The sequence below is a fragment of the Salinibacterium sp. CAN_S4 genome, from assembly GCF_015752305.1.
Lineage (GTDB): Bacteria > Actinomycetota > Actinomycetes > Actinomycetales > Microbacteriaceae > Rhodoglobus.
In genome coordinates this window covers 137,438-154,513 of the sequence record NZ_JADOVB010000004.1, presented here as the reverse complement: position 1 = coordinate 154,513, position 17,076 = coordinate 137,438, and the positions used below count along the sequence as shown (strand labels likewise).

Sequence of the window (17,076 nt, the reverse complement as noted above, 5' to 3'; positions counted from 1 at the left end):
GAGACTATGCCCAACCGATTGATGGATGCTGTAAGTCCGTATCTTCGGTCCCATGCCGATAACCCGGTCGACTGGTGGCAGTGGGGGCCGGAGCCTTTCGTCGAGGCGGCGCGCCGGGATGTGCCCGTGCTCGTGTCCATCGGCTACTCCACGTGCCACTGGTGCCATGTGATGGCCCGCGAGAGCTTCAGCGATCCCGCGATTGCCGCGATCATGAACGAGCGGTTCGTCGCGATCAAGGTCGACCGCGAGGAGCACGCCGAGGTGGACTCCACCTACATGGCGGCCGCTGCCGCCTTCACCGGCAACCTCGGCTGGCCGCTCAACGTGTTCGTGACGCCCAAGGGGCGAGCGTTTTTCGCGGGGACATACTGGCCGCCGCAGGCCGTGCAGGGGCATCCGTCTTTCGCGCTCGTGCTCGATGCCGTGACCGATGCCTGGCAGCAGCGGCGTTCTGAGGTCGAGAAGAACGGGGCGGCAATAGTGGATGCCCTCGCCAGCGCTCCCGTATCAGGCGGATCACTGGTGATCGACTTCGACCCGATCGTGGCGGAGCTCGCGGGGTACGAAGATGCCCAGTATGGCGGCTTCGGTGGAGCCCCGAAGTTTCCGGTGTCGCCGGTGCAGCGTTTCCTGCTGGAGCGGGCGTTGGTAGGGGATGCCACGGCAGGATCGCTCGCGCAGCGCACTCTCCGCGCAACTCTCGGCCTTCGCGATCCCATGGACGGTGGATTCTTCCGCTACGCGACGATGCGCGACTGGAGCGATCCGCACTACGAACGGATGCTGTACGACAACGCGCAGCTGCTCCCGGCATATGCCATTGCGGGCATGGAGGACATCGCCGAGGGGCTCGCCGACTGGATCAGCTCGATGCAACAGCCAGGCGGCGGCTTCGCCTCGGCGCAGGACAGCGAGAGCACGGTCGATGGTGAACGGGTCGAGGGCTTCTACTACTCCCTGGATGCGGCGAGCCGGAGCAGGGTCGACGCCCCACCCGTCGACTCCAAGATCCTCACCGGATGGAACGGGCTCGCAATCGAAGGGCTCGCGGTGGCCGGCAGGCTGCTCGACCGCCCGCACTGGATAGCGACCGCGCGAGTCGCCGCCGACTTCCTGCTCGAGCACCACGTCGGCGACCGACTGGTGCGCGCGTCGATCGGGGGGACCGTGTCTAGCGCGCGGGCTACCCTCGAGGACGTGGGGATGCTGGCCTCCGGCCTCCTCGAACTCGCCATCGCGACGGGGGAGGTGCGGTTCGCGGAGGCTGCGCGCACGCTCATCGACGAGTCGCTGGCCGCCGGCTCCGGCGGCTTCGGAGTGCGGGGTGGAGCCGACCCCGTGCTGCAGTCGCAGGGGCTCGCGGTGCACCCGGACCCGAGCGACGGCGCTCTTCCGTCGGGGCTCAGCGCCGTGGCATCCGCCGCCCACAGGCTCTTTCTCCTGACCGCTCACGAGCCATACCGTGCCGCCGCGAGTGAGGCCATGGCGGGTGTCGCCGCTGCAGCACAGCGGCAGCCGATCTCCCTCGGCGCAGCGCTCACCGTGATGTCAGCCCTGGCCGAACCCGCCAGGCAGGTCGTCGTGGTCGGCGATGATCCGCAGGATGCCGCGGCCACCCTCGCGCGCAGCTGGCACCGCTCCGGGAGCCTCTCGATCGCACTCACCCGAGCCCAGGCCGTGGAGTGGGCCGCAGCAGGATTCGACCTGATGCAGGGCCGCGCCGGCACGGACGGTGTCACCACCGCCTGGGTCTGCACCGACTTCGTCTGCAGGCTCCCGACGACGGTCGCGGTCGAGCTCAGGCAGCAGCTCGACGAACCGCGGTAGCGCCACGGAGGGTCGCAGGATCGACCCCCACAGGCTCGCCACAAACACTGTTGTCGACTGACGCATTCTGGATAGGCTGTGGCGCAACAATTCGACGGGGTTTCGCCGAGCTGTTGACGCCCCTGCCCCACCCGTTCCCTTCCCTCCCCGCGCAACCACCCGACCCTCCCGGAGTTGTACCGTGAAGCGTTCCGTGCCCCGTCTTCTTGTCGCTCCCGTGCTACTGCTTCTCGCGGTCGGTCTGTCGGGTTGCTCGTTCGGCCCCCTGCCCTTCACGCAAACTCCGGAGGGCGGTTTCAAGAAATCCGAAGTAACAGTGCAGGCGCTGTATGCGGCGGGTGACACGGGCGGTGCTGCCGAGCAGCGGATTTCGGCAAAGCCGAGCGAGGACGGAAAGCTTGCGATCGATTTCTCGGAAGACCAGGTCACCGGTTTCGGAGACATGACCCGCGCGGCATCCTGGAATGCGGTCACCGTTGCGACGCTGCTGTCGGGTGCGCCCCTATCGACTCAGTACCGCTTCGCGTTCGACGGACGAATCGACGGGCCGAGCGCTGGTGCGTTGAGCACCGTCGGGGTGCTGTCGCTGTACTACGGCGACGACATCGATCCGGGATCCACGATGACGGGCACCATCAACCCTACAGGCACGGTCGGAACCGTCGGTGGTATTCCCGAGAAGATCCAGGGTGTCATCGATGCGGGAGAGATCACGAAAGTGCTCATCCCCGCGGGCCAGCGCAATGTCCCGGACTTCGAGGGCAACACGGTCGATGTCATCCAGCTCGGCTCGCAGGGCGGTGTCGAGGTCGTCGAAGTCTCCGACATCTACGAGGCGTACCGTGAGCTCACGGGAGAGCCGCTGCCCCTGCCGGATGCCAACGATGATCCGGCTGTCCCCGAGCTCGGATACGCGAAGCTCAAGAGCGCGACGGATGCGACTCTGGCGCGCTTCTCCCGATCCGAAGGGGACTTTTTGGCTCTGCCGGAGGCGATTCGCGTGACCGGCGCGGCCGTCCTGGAACAGGCGCAGGCGAGTGCCGCGAGGGCGCGGGACCTTCAGAACCAGGGGCTGCAGGGTGGAGCGTTCGTGGAGGCGAGCAGGGCTGCCATCTCCATGCAGGCCATTACGAGCACCTTCGAAACGGTTCAGGATGTGTTTCTCCAGGGCTTTGGCGCGATCGACACGCAGATCGCCCAATCATCGAGCGCCAATGCGGATCTCACTGCCTTCATCGACCAGCTGGGCACCTACTCTCCCAATAACCTGACTGACGTCGAAGCGCTCGTCACTGCCTATGGAAACGCCTTCGATTCCCTCTTCCTCATCGACTACGCCACGAACGACCTCCAGCGCATCTCCGACACCGCGGCGGCAGGGGGCTACGAAGACCTCGAGACGTTCCTCTCGGAGGCGTTCATCCCGCTCATCTACTTCGAGTTCGCTCGTGGCCAGCTGGAATTCGCGAAAGGTACCTTCGAGATCGGTCGCGACAATGATGGCGGGCCGATGGCCGACACTGTCGATGTTTCGGCGATCGCGTCGTTCTTCCGTAGCGGGGCAGACGCCAACTGGGCCGCCTTCGAATCGGGGGTCATCCAGAGCAATGCCGAAGCCGGTGGGGTCAGCAACGACGTGTTCCGGTCACGCCTCGGCGCGGTGGACGTCAACGTCGCACTGTCGTACTCGGGCCAGCAGAATCTCCCCGCGATCCAGAATTACATCGGCGAGGGCAGTCCGAATGCTGACTACGCGGCGATCGGCTATGGAATCGTCAACTACGCGCGCAACGCCAGTCATCTCGAGAAGTATTACAACAACGGCGTGCTGGATGGAGACCTCAACCTCGTCGGCGTGAATTCTGAGGTCATCCTGTCGTCTGCGCTCGACCTGGGCCGCCAGCAGGTTGCAGATGCCGCGTCCGTACTTGCGGCCAACGGAAGTCTTCCGCTGCTCACGATCGGCTCGTTCGAACAGGCGGCAGTTGACCGTGAGGGTGACGTGAGCCAGAAGTTCGACGCGATCTCGCAGTACGCCGGGGCATTCGTCACGGCACGCATGCTCGCCTTCGTAGGTGGATTCCCCACGGAGGGATACGAGCGCTGAGGGTGAAACGCAGGCTCCCGACGACGGTCGCGGTCGAGCTCAGGCAGCAGCTCGACCGCGACTGAGTGGCTACGCGGCGAGGATCGCGTCGATCTGGGCCAGGGCTCCCGTCATTCCCTCGACCATGCCCATCTCGACCATCTGCTGCAGGGTCTCGAGGTTCGGGAACTGGCTCAGCAGGGTCATGCGTGTGCCGCCATCCACCGATTCGAGGGTGATGACGCTGACGGTTGTGTCGATGGAGGTGTCGGGGTTCCCGTCCGCGTCAGCAAAGCCGTCCTCGAATTCGAGTCGGTTCGGTCGGTCGACATGGGTCACTGTCCACCTTCCCCATATCTTCTCGCCGTCGGGGCCCGTCATGTAGTACAGCGCTGTACCGTCCGGGGTGAGTTCGAGGCGCTCGAAGGTGGCCGGATAGTCCGGCGGCCCCCACCAGCGTTCGAGCTGGCGCGGGTCTTCCCACACCTGCCACACGCGTTCGACCGAAGCATCGAAATGCGCGGTGAAGGTCATCGTCAGCGCGTCGACGTCTTTCTCGGAGGTGATGGTCGGCATGGCATTAGTCCTTTCCGTGGGGTTCTCTGAGGATGTCGTCTATGCGGGTGATGCGCTCCCGCCACAGCTGCTCGTACGAGTCGAGCAGTCGTGCCGCGGCGGCGAGCATGTCGGGGTTTCCGTGCACGATCCGCTCCCGTCCCCGTCGTTGTTTCGTGACGAGTGAGGCTCGCTCGAGCACGGCGACGTGCTTCTGGATGGCGGCGAAGCTCATGAGGTACTGGCTCGCAAGCGCCGACACCGATTGCTCGTGATCGATGACCCTCGTGACGATGCTCCTGCGGGTGGAATCCGCGAGGGCATGGAACACCAGGTCGATCTCGGCATCCGTCAATTCTATTACAACCATTTGGTTGTACGTTAGCGCTCCCGCCGGGCTCACGCAAGGGCGACATTGTTCACCTGTTGTTCTCCGGAATATCACAGCGCCGCCATCCGCCGGCGCGGACAGGCTTTGTACCCTTTCCGGGGGTAGACGCTGCATGTCACCCCTGGACATTGCTCGGGAGCCGAACATGCAACGTAAGACACTGGGATTGGCCGCCGCGACACTATCGCTGGTCGTGGCCTCATCGGCACTCGTGGCCGTGGGGACCCCGTTCGCCGGGGCCGCCTCGGCAGATGATGGGAGGACGAAGAACGTCATCTACCTGCTCGGAGACGGCATGGGGCAGACCCACGTCGACGCGGCCAGGCAGCGTTTCGTCGGAGCCGCCGGTTCGCTCGCGATGGAGTCGTTGCCGACACACGGCACCGTGCGCACCTACGCGGTCGAGAAGAATTCCGGGCAGCCCGGGGAAGCGGACTTCGTCCCCAACCTCGTCACGGATTCGGCCTCGGCCGCAACGGCGTGGGCATCAGGCGTGAAGACCTATAACGCAGCACTCGGGGTCGATGCCAAGGGCAACATCACTCCCACCGTCATGGAATTGGCCAAGAGCAGGGGCCTGCGCACCGGCAACGTGTCGACAGCCGAGATCACCGATGCCACGCCCGCGGGCCAGATGAGCCACGCGCTGGCTCGGGGATGCCAGGGACCGCTGTACTCCGCGGCATCCTGCCAGGACCTGCAGATCACCGGCACGGCACTTCCGACGACGGATGTCAGGGTCACCCCGATTGCCGACCAGATCGCCCGCAACGGCACCGCCGACGTCATCTTCGGTGGCGGTCTCAGCCGCTTCGACGCTGCCGACGAGTCGGCGCTCACGGCACAGGGCTACACCGTGCTCGGGTCCCCGGCGACCCAGACCGTCGCCACAGAAGCCGACCTCGCCGCACCGGCGAGCGGGAAGGTCTTCGCCCTGTTCAACAAGGGAAACCTGACAATCGAGAAGTCGAAGCTGGATAACCCGGCCTCGGCCGGAGCGCTCGAGCCCACTCTTGCGGAGATGACGACGAAAGCCATCTCGCTGTTGGCGAAGAGCAATAAGAAGGGCTTCTACCTCCAGGTCGAGGGTGCCCTCATCGATAAGCGCTCGCACGCCAACGACGCAGCGCAGACTCTCGAAGAGATGAAGGCGTTCGACGACGCCGTCGCCGTCGCACAAGCCTTTGCCGAGAAAGACGGGAACACGCTGGTCATCGTCACCGCCGATCATGAGTGTGCCGGATTCAACATCATCGGCAAGGGCAGCTACACCAACGCCGAGGCTGTGGCACCTCCCGTGAACGTCGACAGCGGCAACGTCGGCAACAACTCGACGCCGTCGAGGCCCACGAACGGAGCGCTCGACCCGGCTCGCTCGACCGGCGCCATCAACGGTTCAGGATCCGCCAGCGCGACGAACTTCGCGCCCGCGACGTTCCGGACGGCCGACGATCCCGACTCGGTGACCGATGGTTCGCCTGAAGCCTCGCTCTGGCTGACCTACCTCTCGGGCAACCACACAGGCGCAGACGTTCCGATCTTCTCGTACGGTGCCGGGTCGTCGAAGCTGAACGGCACCGTCGACAATACCGATCTCTTCGATGTCGTCACCCGGGCTCTGCGTCTCCCAGCCCAATTGCCCCCGACACCGACCGCCACGCCGACGGCGACACCGACACCGACCGCCACACCGACGGCCACACCCACGCCGACGGCCACTCCCACCTCGACCCCGCCGGGCGCTGGCACGACGTACGACGTGGTCGTGACAGCCATCGGACCTCGGCGCACCCAGCTGGTAAGCCTGATCACGTCGATCACGCGCCTGAGTGAAAGGGAGGTCAGCGACATCCTGGATAAGAAGCTCCCATACGTGCTGCTGGATGACGTGCGCGAGTCGACCGCTGAGAAGACGAAGCGACTGCTCGAGGCTGTGGGAGCCACGGTCGAGCTCAGGCCGCAGCCGTAGCAGGCCGACGGCAGACAGCAGGCCCGGACGCGCTCCGGGCCTGCTGTCGTTCCCTCCGAAGAAGAACAGGTAACAGATGACATCATCCACTCGAATGGCGATCGTTGCGGGAATCTCGACCGTTGCTGCGATCGCGATCGTGGCTGGACTCGCCGTCGGTTTCTCAAACGGCGCCCTGACTGATGGTGATGCGGCGGGCACAGATGCGCCCGTCGTGACGACGGAGTTTCCGGGGTTGACGGCCCCCACGGGTGACCCGCAGCTTCCCTCGATCGCCCGCATGGCGCCCGCGGCGGGAACCGTCCAACAGGCGGAAGGGCCGTTCGACGACAGATTCCAGGTCGACGAGCTCGCCTTCGACGGTGCGACAGTGTCGGGCCGCATCCTCGTCACGAGCGATGTCAGCGAGGTGATCAACCTGGAAGTGATCGCCGGTTTCTACGACTCCACCGGTGCGCTGATCGGCGAGGGCCGGTTCGTGCTCGACAGCGACCACGCCGAGACCCACGACGCCTCTGGGCCGCCCGACGAGTCAGTGCCGTTCCAGGTCGGTGTACCGGCGGCGATCGCCGGACAGGCATCGTCCGCCGCCGTCGGAGTGCCGGTCCTCGTCAACGAGTGACAGCGGCGGCGCGGTCGAGCGCGGATCGATAGACGTCCAGGTGCGTTCGCGCGATGACACGTCCCTGTTGCTGGCGCTGCCTGCGGCGTCGCATCCGCAGGGAATACCGATCCTCGCCCGCCCGATCGGTGATGGTCGCCGTGATCGCCGCAGCGAGAGATTCCACCGAGCCAGGATCGAACGCCGTCACTGCCCCGGGTTCGTGATGTTGATCCAGCCAGTGTCCCCCCACGGGGGCAAGCACCGGCACAGCCAGATCGAAGCACAACTCGATCCATCCGGAGTGGGTGCCGTGCCGATACGGCAGAACACAAGCATCCAGGGCGGCGACGGACCCGGAAAGATCGCTATCCGACGATCGTGCGTGCTCCAGCAGCCTGACCCCGTCGGCGCGTCGGCACAGTTCCTCCACTGCCCGACGAGCAGGTTCGTCGCGAACCTCCGGACGAATGTGTATTTCAGCCTCGACGAGGAATCCCTCCCGCCGCACAGAGCGAATCGCGTCGATGAGGTTCGAGGTGAAGAGTAGTGGGTCGGTGCCGGGCCGGAGATCCCCGAGGTGCATCCCGATGACCGCGATGGGCGTCGCTCCGGGCTCAGGAATGGATTCGGGCTCTGTGGCGCTACCGGTCAGCAGGTGAGGATGTTTGATCACGGTGACTCGCCGACCCCAGCGGCTCGTGATCTCGCGAGCCGCGCTCGCCGTCAACGTCGTGATCTCCGTCGCTCGAGCCATCAGCACGTCCAGTTGTTGCTCGTGATGGGTTTGGTCGATCAATTGAGGATTCTCGAGGTCATGGACCGTGTACACCAGCGGCCGGCCCGCCGCGTCGAGCGCGTCACAGCACGCGATGAGGTGGGGCAGCGAGAACGACTCGAACCCGAAGTGGACATGCATGAGATCGAACCGGGATGCGTTGTCGGATATCCACGCGGGGTCGAGCGTGGCGGGAGGCGACCATGGGCCCGGAGCGAATCCGGCGGGACTGACGTCCTCGAGGCTGGCGAACCCCGGTGCGTCGGTCGGATCCAGCCCGGAAAGGTGCTCTACGTAGAGGTGTTTCGTGGGTACATGAACTACTCGTATCGGGCGCACAGCGGCAGTAGACGACCTTCATAGTAGTGGGAATGACAGCGACGGGAGTGTGCAGCCGTTATCCCTCATAGTAGAAGAACGACGCGTGATGCCAGCGGGCGTTGACAACCGCACTATGCGGTCTTAGTAGAGGGAGGCTCGCCGAACGTGGACACCGACGTTGACGACAGTGACAGGCCCCTCGTGGTGGTGCATGGCAACTGCCAGGCCGAGTCGGTGCGGCTCATGATGGATGCGCCGGACGTGACCACGGTGCGTATTCCGCCGGCTCACGAACTCTCGTCATCCGACCTGCCGGGTCTGTTCGGGCTGCTGTCGCGCGCCGATGTGCTGATCAGCCAACCCATTCGCGACAACTACAGGGGCCTTCCTATCGGAACCGGCCAGCTCGCCTCATGGATGCCGACCACATCCACGACACTGCTGATCCCGGTGATCCGGTTCGCCGGGCTCTATCCCTTCCACCTCATCGTGCGACCTCCCCACGACACATCAGCTTCTCCACCGCTTGTCGCGTACCACGATGCGAGGCTGTTGCGCACGGCCTACGATCGCCGCTCCGATTCGACGGCGCGGGTTCGTCGGGTCGAACTGTCGACCGACCAGGTGCTGGAGATCGGCCGACAATCGCTGGCCGAGCTGTCCACGCGCGAGGAGCGACACTCGACCTTGGTCGTTTCCGACGTGTTCGATGCCCCGACTTTTGCCCAGATGCGCACGATCAATCACCCGGGCAATGCCGTCTGGTCGGTCGTGAGCGACCGGATCCGAAGCACTCTCGGATACCACGATCCACCCGCCGATCCGGGCAGGCCCCTGCTCGACAGCATCCATGCTCCAAGGTTGCCGGTGGTTGCTGAGGCTTATGGCCTGACCGATCCGATTCAGGATGCCTGGGTCGTCGACGGTCGCTCGGTCGACACTGCGGAGGTGGAGGAGGCTCACCTCGAGTGGTACCACGATCACCCCGACGCTGTGGATGCGGGAATGGCCAGACACGGCGCAACCCTCGCCACCCTGGGTCTCGGTTGACCATGATCGTGCCGGATCTGTTTGTCAGCGGACCGCCCGAACACGGGGTCGTGCGGTATGCGCGGGAGTTGGCCCACGCCGTGAGCGAATCGTTCGAGACGCAGGATCGCCTCACGGAGACACCGCCGCGACGGGTGGAGTCCAGGGACGGGGTTGTTCGGGGGCGCCCGCTGCATGTGCACTTCACCGACCGCATCTTCGGGTCATCGCCCGACCAGGCCGCCGCCTCTTTCGAGGCGATGGCCACGATCGCTCCGGTGTCGGTCACCGTTCACGACATACCGCAGGGATCGGACGGGGCGGCCAGCCTTCTCCGCCGGCGAGAATGTTACCGCCGCGTCGTGAGCTCCGCTCGCGGGGTTGTGTGTAACAGCTTTCATGAGGTTTCCCTTCTGAGAGAGCTGGGTATCCTCGCTCCAGGTCCGGACCCGATGGTGATTCCCCTTGCGGCGAGCCCGCCGGTTCCTGGACCGGAAGTGCCCTTCGGCCACGATCCTGTCGTCGCACTGGTGGGGTGGGTCTACCCGGGTAAAGGTCATCGGGAAGTGGTCGATTCGTTAGCACGCGTTCGGGGCGGGGCCGAGGTCGTCGCCCTGGGGTCGGCGTCTGAGGGGCACGAGTCAGACCTCTCCGTTCTCGCCCGTCACGCGGAATCGCTCGGCGTGCACTTCCGTGCCACGGGGCACCTGTCGGATGAGGAACTGCGTCTGTGGTGCCGTCGGGTTGCTGTGCCGATCGCCGCCCACCAGCACATCTCTGCGTCGGCATCGATTCTGACGTGGCTTGTCGCTGGCAGACGCCCGCTCGTCATCGATTCCCGGTACACCCGCGAGATGCTCGAGCTCAGACCCGGGACCATGACTCTTTTCGACGCTGGCCGAATGGATGCCGCGATCTCGAAGGCGCTTGCCGATCCCGCGTCGACCGTCCTCGACCCCGACGTAGACACCGCACCGACTCTGACCGACACCGTCGGATCGTACCTGCGCTGGTGGAGCACAATCCCGTGGTGAACGAGAGTGTGGGGTTGCTCGGCGAGGCGATCACGGCGAATCACTGGGATCGGATGGATGGGGTGCACCCCGATCCATTACCGGTCGTGTCGGTCGTCATCCCCTACTTCATGCAGCAGAGCCAACTCGACCGAACTCTGCTCGCGCTGCAGAGACAGTCCTACCCGCAGGCGCTGCTCGACATCATCGTCGTCGACGACGGCTCCCCTAAAGCTCCGATCGTTGCCCGCCACGTTCGAGTGATCCGGCAGGAGGACCTCGGCTTTCGGCTCGCTGCGGCCCGCAACGCCGGTGCGAAGGCAGCGAGGGGCACCATCCTGTGTTTTCTCGATGCCGATACCGTTCCGGAACCCGGGTATGTGCGTGAGTTGGTGCGACTTCCGTCGCTGGTCGTCGATGCCGTCACCGTGGGGAGGCGGCGTCATGCGGACCTGAGCCGAGCTGCGGTCGACGACAGGATCGAGCTGATGGCGCCCGCTCTCGAGCTCGACATGCCGGCATGGCTCTCCCTTGCGTACGAACGCACACGGGATCTTCTCGACGTCGACCACCGGTCGTACCGGTATCTGATCGGAGCTGTTCTCGCGTGCAGTCGTGCCTTTTTCGACGAGACAGGGGGTTTTGACGAATCGTTTTCCGACTACGGCGGGGAAGATTGGGAATGGGGCTATCGAGCCTGGCTCGCCGGCGCCGTGCTCGCTCACGTCCCTGCCGCCGTCGCATGGCACGATGGCCCGGACTGGTCAGGCAGATCGGAAGCAGGAACCTCGCAGCAGCATCTCAAGAACAGGGAGACGCTGACGCTGTCGCGGTCCATTCCCGCCCCCGGTAGCCGGGGCCACGGAGTCAGGACATCGACACCTGACGTCGTTGTCGAGATCGAATCGGGCTCGACGACTCCGGCGGCGCTGTTCATCTGCGTGGACAGCATTCTCGAGGCTCTTCCCCATGCAATCGTCGTCCTGTCGCATTCCCCGGTCGGCTTCTCTTTCGACGACCCGCGAGTGGTGACCGGGAGCGATGCGGTGAACTACGCCCTCGCCCGAGCAGTCGTGCTGGTGGGGCAACCGCTGCGAGTCGATCCTGGAGCGTTTCGATTCGAAGTCGAGCGGGTCGCCTCCGGATCAGGGCAGGCAGCCGACGTCATCGCACACTGTCCCCTGGGCAATCCGGTGCTCGAGATCCGATCGATGCGGGCCCGTCGCCGACGGGCGCGATGGAATCGAGAAGAGCTCTTTCCCACGTCGACTGTCGTTCCGGAATGGATCAGCGCACTCGATCCCGCGCCCGATCTCGAGGCGTATCTCGGGGGATGGAACTGACGTCGTCGCGTACAGTGCTCCGCAGTGCTGCGTGAGCACCGATCGGCGCTCCTGGCTCAGTCGCCCACCGTCGATGGCGTCCGTTCCATCGCGACGAGGAGCTGCAGGTGTTCCTCGTACCGGTCGATCATCGCGTCGAATGAGAAACGGGCCGCCGAGCGACGGGTGAACGCTCGATCACACTGTGCGGCATCGCGAATGGCATCGGCAAGAGCTGCCACCGTGACGTCAGCCGCGATCGCTCCGGCGCCGGACACGACCAACTCTGGAAGAGCTCCATTGGGGAACGCGGCTACCGGGGTTCCGCTGGCGAGCGCTTCGACCCCGGATAGTCCGAAGGGCTCCGCCCACAGCGGCGAGGCGACGAACACCGACCCTGACGCCAGGAAGTCACTGAGCTGGGAATGAGGGATGTGACCTCGGTACCGAACATGAGCACCAAGGCGGGGGACGATCTCCGTCTCGAAATATTCCGGGTGGGAAACGGGCCCAGCGAATTCGATATCGAACCCGGCCGAACGAGCAGCATCGATGGCGCAGTGGAGACCCTTCTCAGGGGTGATCCGCGCGGCCCATACGGCGAGACCCGGGACCGGGGCCCGGTCTGGAGTCCATCGATCGAGGTGGATGCCGTTGTGGACGACAAGGACCCGGGGTAACAGCGCTCGCCACGCGTCCGCATTCGTTGCCGACACTGTGACGTAAGCGTGTTGCTTGCTGGGGACCCAGTCCGGGTCGCTGATCACCGCGTTCACGTCGCGCAGCGTCGGCGGGGTGTGCAGGATGGAGAGCATCGGGAGATGCCGCATGAACGAGTACGGCAACGCGCTCAGGGAATTGTTGATGACCGCGTCGAACCCGGAGGACTGGATCACCTCGATGCTGTGGTGCACTGCTTCGGCCAGGAATCCGGCCTGTTCCTCCCTCACCAACCGCGACGCGGCGTACACGAACTCGAAGTCGCTGGGGACAAGCGGATACACGGTGGCCCGGGAAACCGAGCCGGCTTTCGCGAACAGCGTGACGTCGTGCCCGCGATCGGCAAGAGCATCAGCGAGCAGGGCAGTATGCGCCTCGGTCCCGCCTTCGAAAGGCTCCGCGATGGGGTGGTGCATATGACTCAGGATGGCGATCTTCATATCTTTTGTTCTTCCTGCTCGCTGATGACCCCGCCGGCCGAGGGCGACGCCCTGATCCAGTCGCCTGACAGGGGATCGCGAGCGACGAGTCTCAGGTCTTCGAATGCCGATAGCCACCCCGACATGGGCCAGAAACCCCAGCGGCGAGCGAACACCCGACCGTTCGCGAGGATGTCGTCGAGATGCTGCACGGGTGGCGATTGTGTCTCGTGATACTGGTGGAAGGCCTCCGCGCCACCCACCCATCTGAAGGGAACATGTGCGCGCAGTGCGGCCTGGGCGAAATCTGTGTCTTCTGCCCCGTAACCCCGGTATTCCTCGTGAAATCCGCCCACGGCGGCCCAGGTGTCGACAGTGAGCGCGAACGACAGCGACCAGAACAAAGCGGGGTCGGCAGGTTGCGCCTCACCGGCGCCGAGTCTGGGGCGGAATTCGTGGAAATGCGCGACGTCGGACCGCCTGTGATCGAAGGCCGATACCGTCTCGGGGAGGTATCCGACTGCGCCGCCCAGCAGGGAATCCGGGTATGTCTGCGCCGCGGCGGCGTATGCCGCGATCAGCTCCGGGGCAGCGACACAGTCGACGTCGAGGAATACGAGCAGCTCTGCGGAGAGTTCGATGGCTCGCCTAGCGCCGAGATTGCGGGCCTCCGCGACGGGAAGACGGTGGTCGGGACTGCTGAGGGTGACGATCTCAGGGTGCGGCTGCATCCGGGGGAGCCAGTCCTGGACAGCGGGCTCGTCCATTGCCACGACGACATAGCAGTGAGGTTCGACGGAACTCGAGCCGAGACCCCGATGCTGGTTGATCAGATGGTTCTTCCGGCCTGAGACAGTGGTGACAACTCCGACCCTCATGCGGCTGACCCGGTCGCGACGTGATGGGTGGGTCGCGATGTCATTGTGACGACACGGCGGACGACGTCTGCAGCACGCGCCGCCGCCAAGCCGTCCATCCAGGGCAGCCAGGACCCGCCGTCCATCGCACGCGCCCTGTGGATGTCGGCCGCGCGATCACGACCATCGCCGGGATTGCTGATGACGACGGGAAGGGCACTGGATGCCAGTGCCTCAGCCATGTAGCGCTGTTCCCGATGCGGCCGCTCTTCAGGAACGAGGATGGCGGGCACGCGACTCGCCGCGATCTCGGCGATCGCGTTCTGTCCGCAGTGAGCGAAGACCACGGACGCGGAGCGGAGCGTACGTTCCACAGTCGTCTCGGATTCCCCAGCGAGTCGCACCCAGTCGAGCCCGGGCGCCGCAGCCATGGACTCGGCCACAACCTGATCCAGAGCGCTCGCGCCCCGACCTCCCGAGCCGTTCATGACGGCCAGGTGCGGGAGCCGGCGTGGGGTGCCGGGGTTTACCGGGATGCGGCTGATCGCACCGACGAAGTCGATGCGGCGCTCTACCTCAGGGTCGACACGAAGCGCTCGTATTCCCGACATCCAGGGCGCGATGACGGCAGTCGATAATCCGAACCCCAGGGTGTGAGCTCGATCCGTCCGGTCGCCGGGTTGCGCGACGGTGATCACGGGCACGCCGTGGATTCTCACGAGAGTCGCGACTTCGACCGAGACGTCGACAATGACAGCCGCAGGTCGAGAGTCGGCTATCCAGGCAGAGACTGCTGCGGCTCGCTCGCGAAGACCGGGTGAGCCGATGGGAACCCAGTGCAAAGCGCGCCCCGCATCCGGATCGACCGGATGGGCGTCGGTATCGATAGGGAGCTGCAGCCACGGCTGGGCCCAGTCCGTCGGTCGCGGAAGAGAGGAAAGAACGGTAACCGGTTCACCCAGGGCTGCGATGATCGCCCGTGCCCGATGGAGGTGACCCATTCCCTGGTGATGGACGTAATAGCCGATCACGCGGCGGACGATTGCAAGGTCATACATCAAAAATATTCTCGGCAGACCGGGGATGGAATCCCTTGACTTACCCGTCGAATAACGGCAGAGCTCGCCAGCCGCACGGCCTCCTCTCGAGATGACGCGAAGCGTCGTTATCCGGAGCAGATAACCGCTGGTTGCGTCACCTCGGCGATGGATGTGAGGCGCGGCGGCGGCCGCGCGGGGGCCGGCTGCGCGGCTAGCGGGTGGCCCTGCGCGAGCTGATGACTCCGGTGTCGAAGCCGAGCAGGTGCAGACCGCCGTGGAACCTCGCGTGCTCGACCTTGAGGCAGCGGTCCATGACGACCGTCAGCCCTTTCGATTCACCGTAGATCGCGGCATCCTGATTCCAGATTCCGAGCTGGACCCAGACCGTCGTCCCGCCGATCGCGAGAACGTCGTCGATGACGGCGGGGATGTCGCTGGCCTTGCGGAACACGTCGACGATATCGGGCACCTCGGGCAGCGAGGCGAGATCCGGATACGCTTTCTGGCCGAGAATCGTGTCGGCGTTCGGGTTCACAAAGTACACCCGATAATCGCCGGACTGCTGCAGGTAGGTGCCGACGAAGTAGCTGGAACGCGCCGCGTTGGGCGAGGCTCCGACGATGGCGATCGACTTCGCCTTGCGCAGGATCGCGAGCCGCTGCTTAGCGTCGGGTCCGACCCAGGTGCGCTGCGACTTCAGGAGTTTCGCGAGCGGCGAGTTCGCGGGCAGCTCGCACGTGAGCCCGTTCGCGAGCTGGGTGGTCTGCACTTCTGCTGTCGACATCGTCAGCCCTTCGTTGCTTCGGTCAAAGCCTGGTCGAGGTCGTCAACAATGTCTTCGGGGTCTTCTATTCCGACGCTGATGCGCACCACGCCCGGCAGCACACCGGCATCGAGCAACTGCTGTTCGCTGAGCTGGGCATGAGTCGTCGATGCGGGATGGATGACCAGGGTTTTCGCGTCGCCGATGTTCGCGAGGTGGCTGGCGAGGGACACGCTCTCGATGAACTTCTGCCCGACGGCGCGGCCACCCTTCACCACGAACGAGAAGACGGATCCAGCGCCCTTCGGTAGGTACTTCTGCGCACGCTCGAAATGCGGATGCCCCGGGAGCCCCGCCCAGAACACGGTCTCGATGCGCGGGTCGGCCTCGAGCCACTCCGCGACGATGCGGGCGTTGTCGACGTGGGCCTGCATCCGGAACGGGAGAGTCTCCACACCCGTCGCGAGCAGCCAGGCGGAGTGGGGGGCGAGCGCCGGCCCGATGTCGCGCAGCTGCTCGGCGCGCAGCCGGGTGAGGAACGCGTACTCACCGAAGTTGCCGTGCCAGTTGAGGCCGCCGTAGCTCGGCACGGGCTGGTCGAACAGGGGGAAGTGCTCGTTGGCCCAGTGGAACCGGCCGCTCTCGACGACGACGCCGCCGAGGGTGGTGCCGGCCCCGCCGAGGAACTTCGTCGCGGAGTGGGTGACGACGTCGGCGCCCCACTCGATCGGGCGGTTCAGGTACGGGGTCGCGACCGTGGAGTCGATGATCAGCGGCAGGTTGTGGGCGTGCGCGACGTCAGCGAGTCCCTCGATGTCGGCGATCTCACCTGACGGGTTGGCGATGGTCTCGGCGAAGATCATCTTGGTCTTCGGCGTGATCGCGGCGGCGTAGTCGGCAGGATCGGAGGAGCGCACGAACGTGGTGTCGACGCCGAACCGGCGCAGCGTGACATCCAGCTGGGTGATGGAGCCGCCGTAGAGATTGGCGCTCGAGACTATGTGATCGCCGGCGCCGGCGAGTGACGCGAAGGTGATGAACTGCGCGCTGAGCCCGCTGCCCGTGGCAACGGCACCGAGGCCGCCCTCGAGGGAGGCGACGCGCTCCTCGAAACTCGCGACTGTCGGGTTGGCGAGGCGGGAGTAGATGTTGCCGTACTTCTGCAGGGCGAATCGGGCCGCCGCATCCGCCGTGTCATCGAAGACGTAGGCACTCGTCTGGTAGATCGGCAGCGCGCGAGAGCCGGTCGCAGCGTCGGGGATGTTGCCAGCGTGAATTGCGCGCGTGCGGAAACCATACTGTTTATCGGTACTGCCACGATCAGCCATGGCTTCAGGCTACAGAAGCGCGCGATCAAAAGGCCTGTGCGGCGTAACAGAACG

Annotated in this window: 15 protein-coding genes; 7 read left to right on the top strand and 8 right to left on the bottom strand. The window is 65.2% G+C overall.

The window, feature by feature from the left end; all coding sequences use genetic code 11:
* Positions 1-6: 6 nt before the first annotated feature.
* A complete protein-coding gene (locus tag IWX81_RS11380) occupies positions 7-1,830 on the top strand; it encodes a thioredoxin domain-containing protein (protein WP_199281437.1) in 1,824 nt (607 codons plus the stop codon).
* Positions 1,831-2,023: 193 nt separating this feature from the next.
* On the top strand, positions 2,024-3,937 hold the full coding sequence (locus tag IWX81_RS11375; RefSeq protein WP_199281436.1) for a S16 family serine protease: 1,914 nt from the start codon (positions 2,024-2,026) through the stop codon (positions 3,935-3,937).
* Positions 3,938-4,006: 69 nt separating this feature from the next.
* Here IWX81_RS11375 and IWX81_RS11370 read toward each other — a convergent pair whose 3' ends face one another.
* Together IWX81_RS11370 and IWX81_RS11365 are read right to left on the bottom strand one after the other, a co-directional pair.
* On the bottom strand, positions 4,007-4,492 hold the full coding sequence (locus IWX81_RS11370) for an SRPBCC family protein (protein WP_199281435.1): 486 nt from the start codon (positions 4,490-4,492) through the stop codon (positions 4,007-4,009).
* Between the two features lie 4 nt (positions 4,493-4,496).
* Entirely contained in the window at positions 4,497-4,841 is a 345-nt protein-coding gene (locus IWX81_RS11365; RefSeq protein WP_199281434.1) for an ArsR/SmtB family transcription factor, read from the bottom strand.
* A 166-nt stretch (positions 4,842-5,007) separates the two neighbouring features.
* On the opposite strand from IWX81_RS11365, the gene IWX81_RS11360 reads away from it, so the two are divergent.
* Positions 5,008-6,831, top strand: coding sequence for a ribosomal protein L7/L12 (locus tag IWX81_RS11360; RefSeq protein ID WP_199281433.1), 1,824 nt, complete (start codon positions 5,008-5,010; stop codon positions 6,829-6,831).
* 76 nt (positions 6,832-6,907) lie between these two features.
* Positions 6,908-7,453 (top strand): hypothetical protein, encoded by a 546-nt coding sequence (locus tag IWX81_RS11355; RefSeq protein ID WP_199281432.1) that lies wholly within the window; start codon positions 6,908-6,910, stop codon positions 7,451-7,453.
* Here the strand turns inward: IWX81_RS11355 and IWX81_RS11350 are convergent.
* Positions 7,443-8,549, bottom strand: coding sequence for a glycosyltransferase (locus tag IWX81_RS11350; protein WP_199281431.1), 1,107 nt, complete (start codon positions 8,547-8,549; stop codon positions 7,443-7,445). The genes IWX81_RS11355 and IWX81_RS11350 overlap by 11 nt on opposite strands.
* A 147-nt stretch (positions 8,550-8,696) precedes the next feature.
* Between IWX81_RS11350 and IWX81_RS11345 the strand changes: the two genes are divergently transcribed.
* From IWX81_RS11345 to IWX81_RS11335, 3 genes are read left to right on the top strand one after another with little or no spacing between them, the layout of a single operon-like run.
* Positions 8,697-9,581 carry a WcbI family polysaccharide biosynthesis putative acetyltransferase gene (locus IWX81_RS11345; protein WP_199281430.1) on the top strand — a complete coding sequence of 295 codons (885 nt, stop codon included), beginning with the start codon at positions 8,697-8,699 and terminating at the stop codon, positions 9,579-9,581.
* Positions 9,578-10,594 (top strand): hypothetical protein, encoded by a 1,017-nt coding sequence (locus IWX81_RS11340; RefSeq protein ID WP_199281429.1) that lies wholly within the window; start codon positions 9,578-9,580, stop codon positions 10,592-10,594. The genes IWX81_RS11345 and IWX81_RS11340 overlap by 4 nt, the downstream gene beginning before the upstream one ends.
* On the top strand, positions 10,591-11,916 hold the full coding sequence (locus IWX81_RS11335) for a glycosyltransferase family 2 protein (protein WP_334593964.1): 1,326 nt from the start codon (positions 10,591-10,593) through the stop codon (positions 11,914-11,916). The genes IWX81_RS11340 and IWX81_RS11335 overlap by 4 nt, the downstream gene beginning before the upstream one ends.
* A gap of 56 nt (positions 11,917-11,972) precedes the next feature.
* Here the strand turns inward: IWX81_RS11335 and IWX81_RS11330 are convergent, their stop codons facing one another.
* The 5 genes from IWX81_RS11330 to IWX81_RS11310 form a co-directional block, all read right to left on the bottom strand.
* The gene (locus tag IWX81_RS11330; RefSeq protein WP_199281428.1) at positions 11,973-13,055 is read right to left on the bottom strand and encodes a glycosyltransferase; all 1,083 of its coding nucleotides are present in this window, start codon (positions 13,053-13,055) and stop codon (positions 11,973-11,975) included.
* Complete coding sequence (locus IWX81_RS11325; protein WP_334594079.1) at positions 13,052-13,801, bottom strand: glycosyltransferase family 2 protein; 750 nt, start codon at positions 13,799-13,801, stop codon at positions 13,052-13,054. The genes IWX81_RS11330 and IWX81_RS11325 overlap by 4 nt, the downstream gene beginning before the upstream one ends.
* Before the next feature lie 107 nt (positions 13,802-13,908).
* Positions 13,909-14,949 (bottom strand): glycosyltransferase, encoded by a 1,041-nt coding sequence (locus IWX81_RS11320; protein ID WP_199281426.1) that lies wholly within the window; start codon positions 14,947-14,949, stop codon positions 13,909-13,911.
* 193 nt (positions 14,950-15,142) lie between these two features.
* Positions 15,143-15,715, bottom strand: a complete 573-nt coding sequence (locus IWX81_RS11315; protein ID WP_199281425.1) for a CoA-binding protein — start codon at positions 15,713-15,715, stop codon at positions 15,143-15,145.
* 2 nt (positions 15,716-15,717) lie between these two features.
* On the bottom strand, positions 15,718-17,022 hold the full coding sequence (locus tag IWX81_RS11310; protein WP_199281424.1) for an O-acetylhomoserine aminocarboxypropyltransferase/cysteine synthase family protein: 1,305 nt from the start codon (positions 17,020-17,022) through the stop codon (positions 15,718-15,720).
* Positions 17,023-17,076: the final 54 nt, after the last annotated feature.

Bases quoted from the DNA above. Each gene is read 5' to 3' on its own strand.
- IWX81_RS11325 (WP_334594079.1), bottom strand. From the start codon at position 13,801: ATGGACGAGCCCGCTGTCCAGGACTGGCTCCCCCGGATGCAGCCGCAC.
- IWX81_RS11320 (WP_199281426.1), bottom strand. From the start codon at position 14,949: ATGTATGACCTTGCAATCGTCCGCCGCGTGATCGGCTATTACGTCCAT.
- IWX81_RS11330 (WP_199281428.1), bottom strand. From the start codon at position 13,055: ATGAAGATCGCCATCCTGAGTCATATGCACCACCCCATCGCGGAGCCT.
- IWX81_RS11355 (WP_199281432.1), top strand. From the start codon at position 6,908: ATGACATCATCCACTCGAATGGCGATCGTTGCGGGAATCTCGACCGTT.
- IWX81_RS11370 (WP_199281435.1), bottom strand. From the start codon at position 4,492: ATGCCGACCATCACCTCCGAGAAAGACGTCGACGCGCTGACGATGACC.
- IWX81_RS11380 (WP_199281437.1), top strand. From the start codon at position 7: ATGCCCAACCGATTGATGGATGCTGTAAGTCCGTATCTTCGGTCCCAT.
- IWX81_RS11360 (WP_199281433.1), top strand. From the start codon at position 5,008: ATGCAACGTAAGACACTGGGATTGGCCGCCGCGACACTATCGCTGGTC.
- IWX81_RS11310 (WP_199281424.1), bottom strand. From the start codon at position 17,022: ATGGCTGATCGTGGCAGTACCGATAAACAGTATGGTTTCCGCACGCGC.
- IWX81_RS11365 (WP_199281434.1), bottom strand. From the start codon at position 4,841: ATGGTTGTAATAGAATTGACGGATGCCGAGATCGACCTGGTGTTCCAT.
- IWX81_RS11315 (WP_199281425.1), bottom strand. From the start codon at position 15,715: ATGTCGACAGCAGAAGTGCAGACCACCCAGCTCGCGAACGGGCTCACG.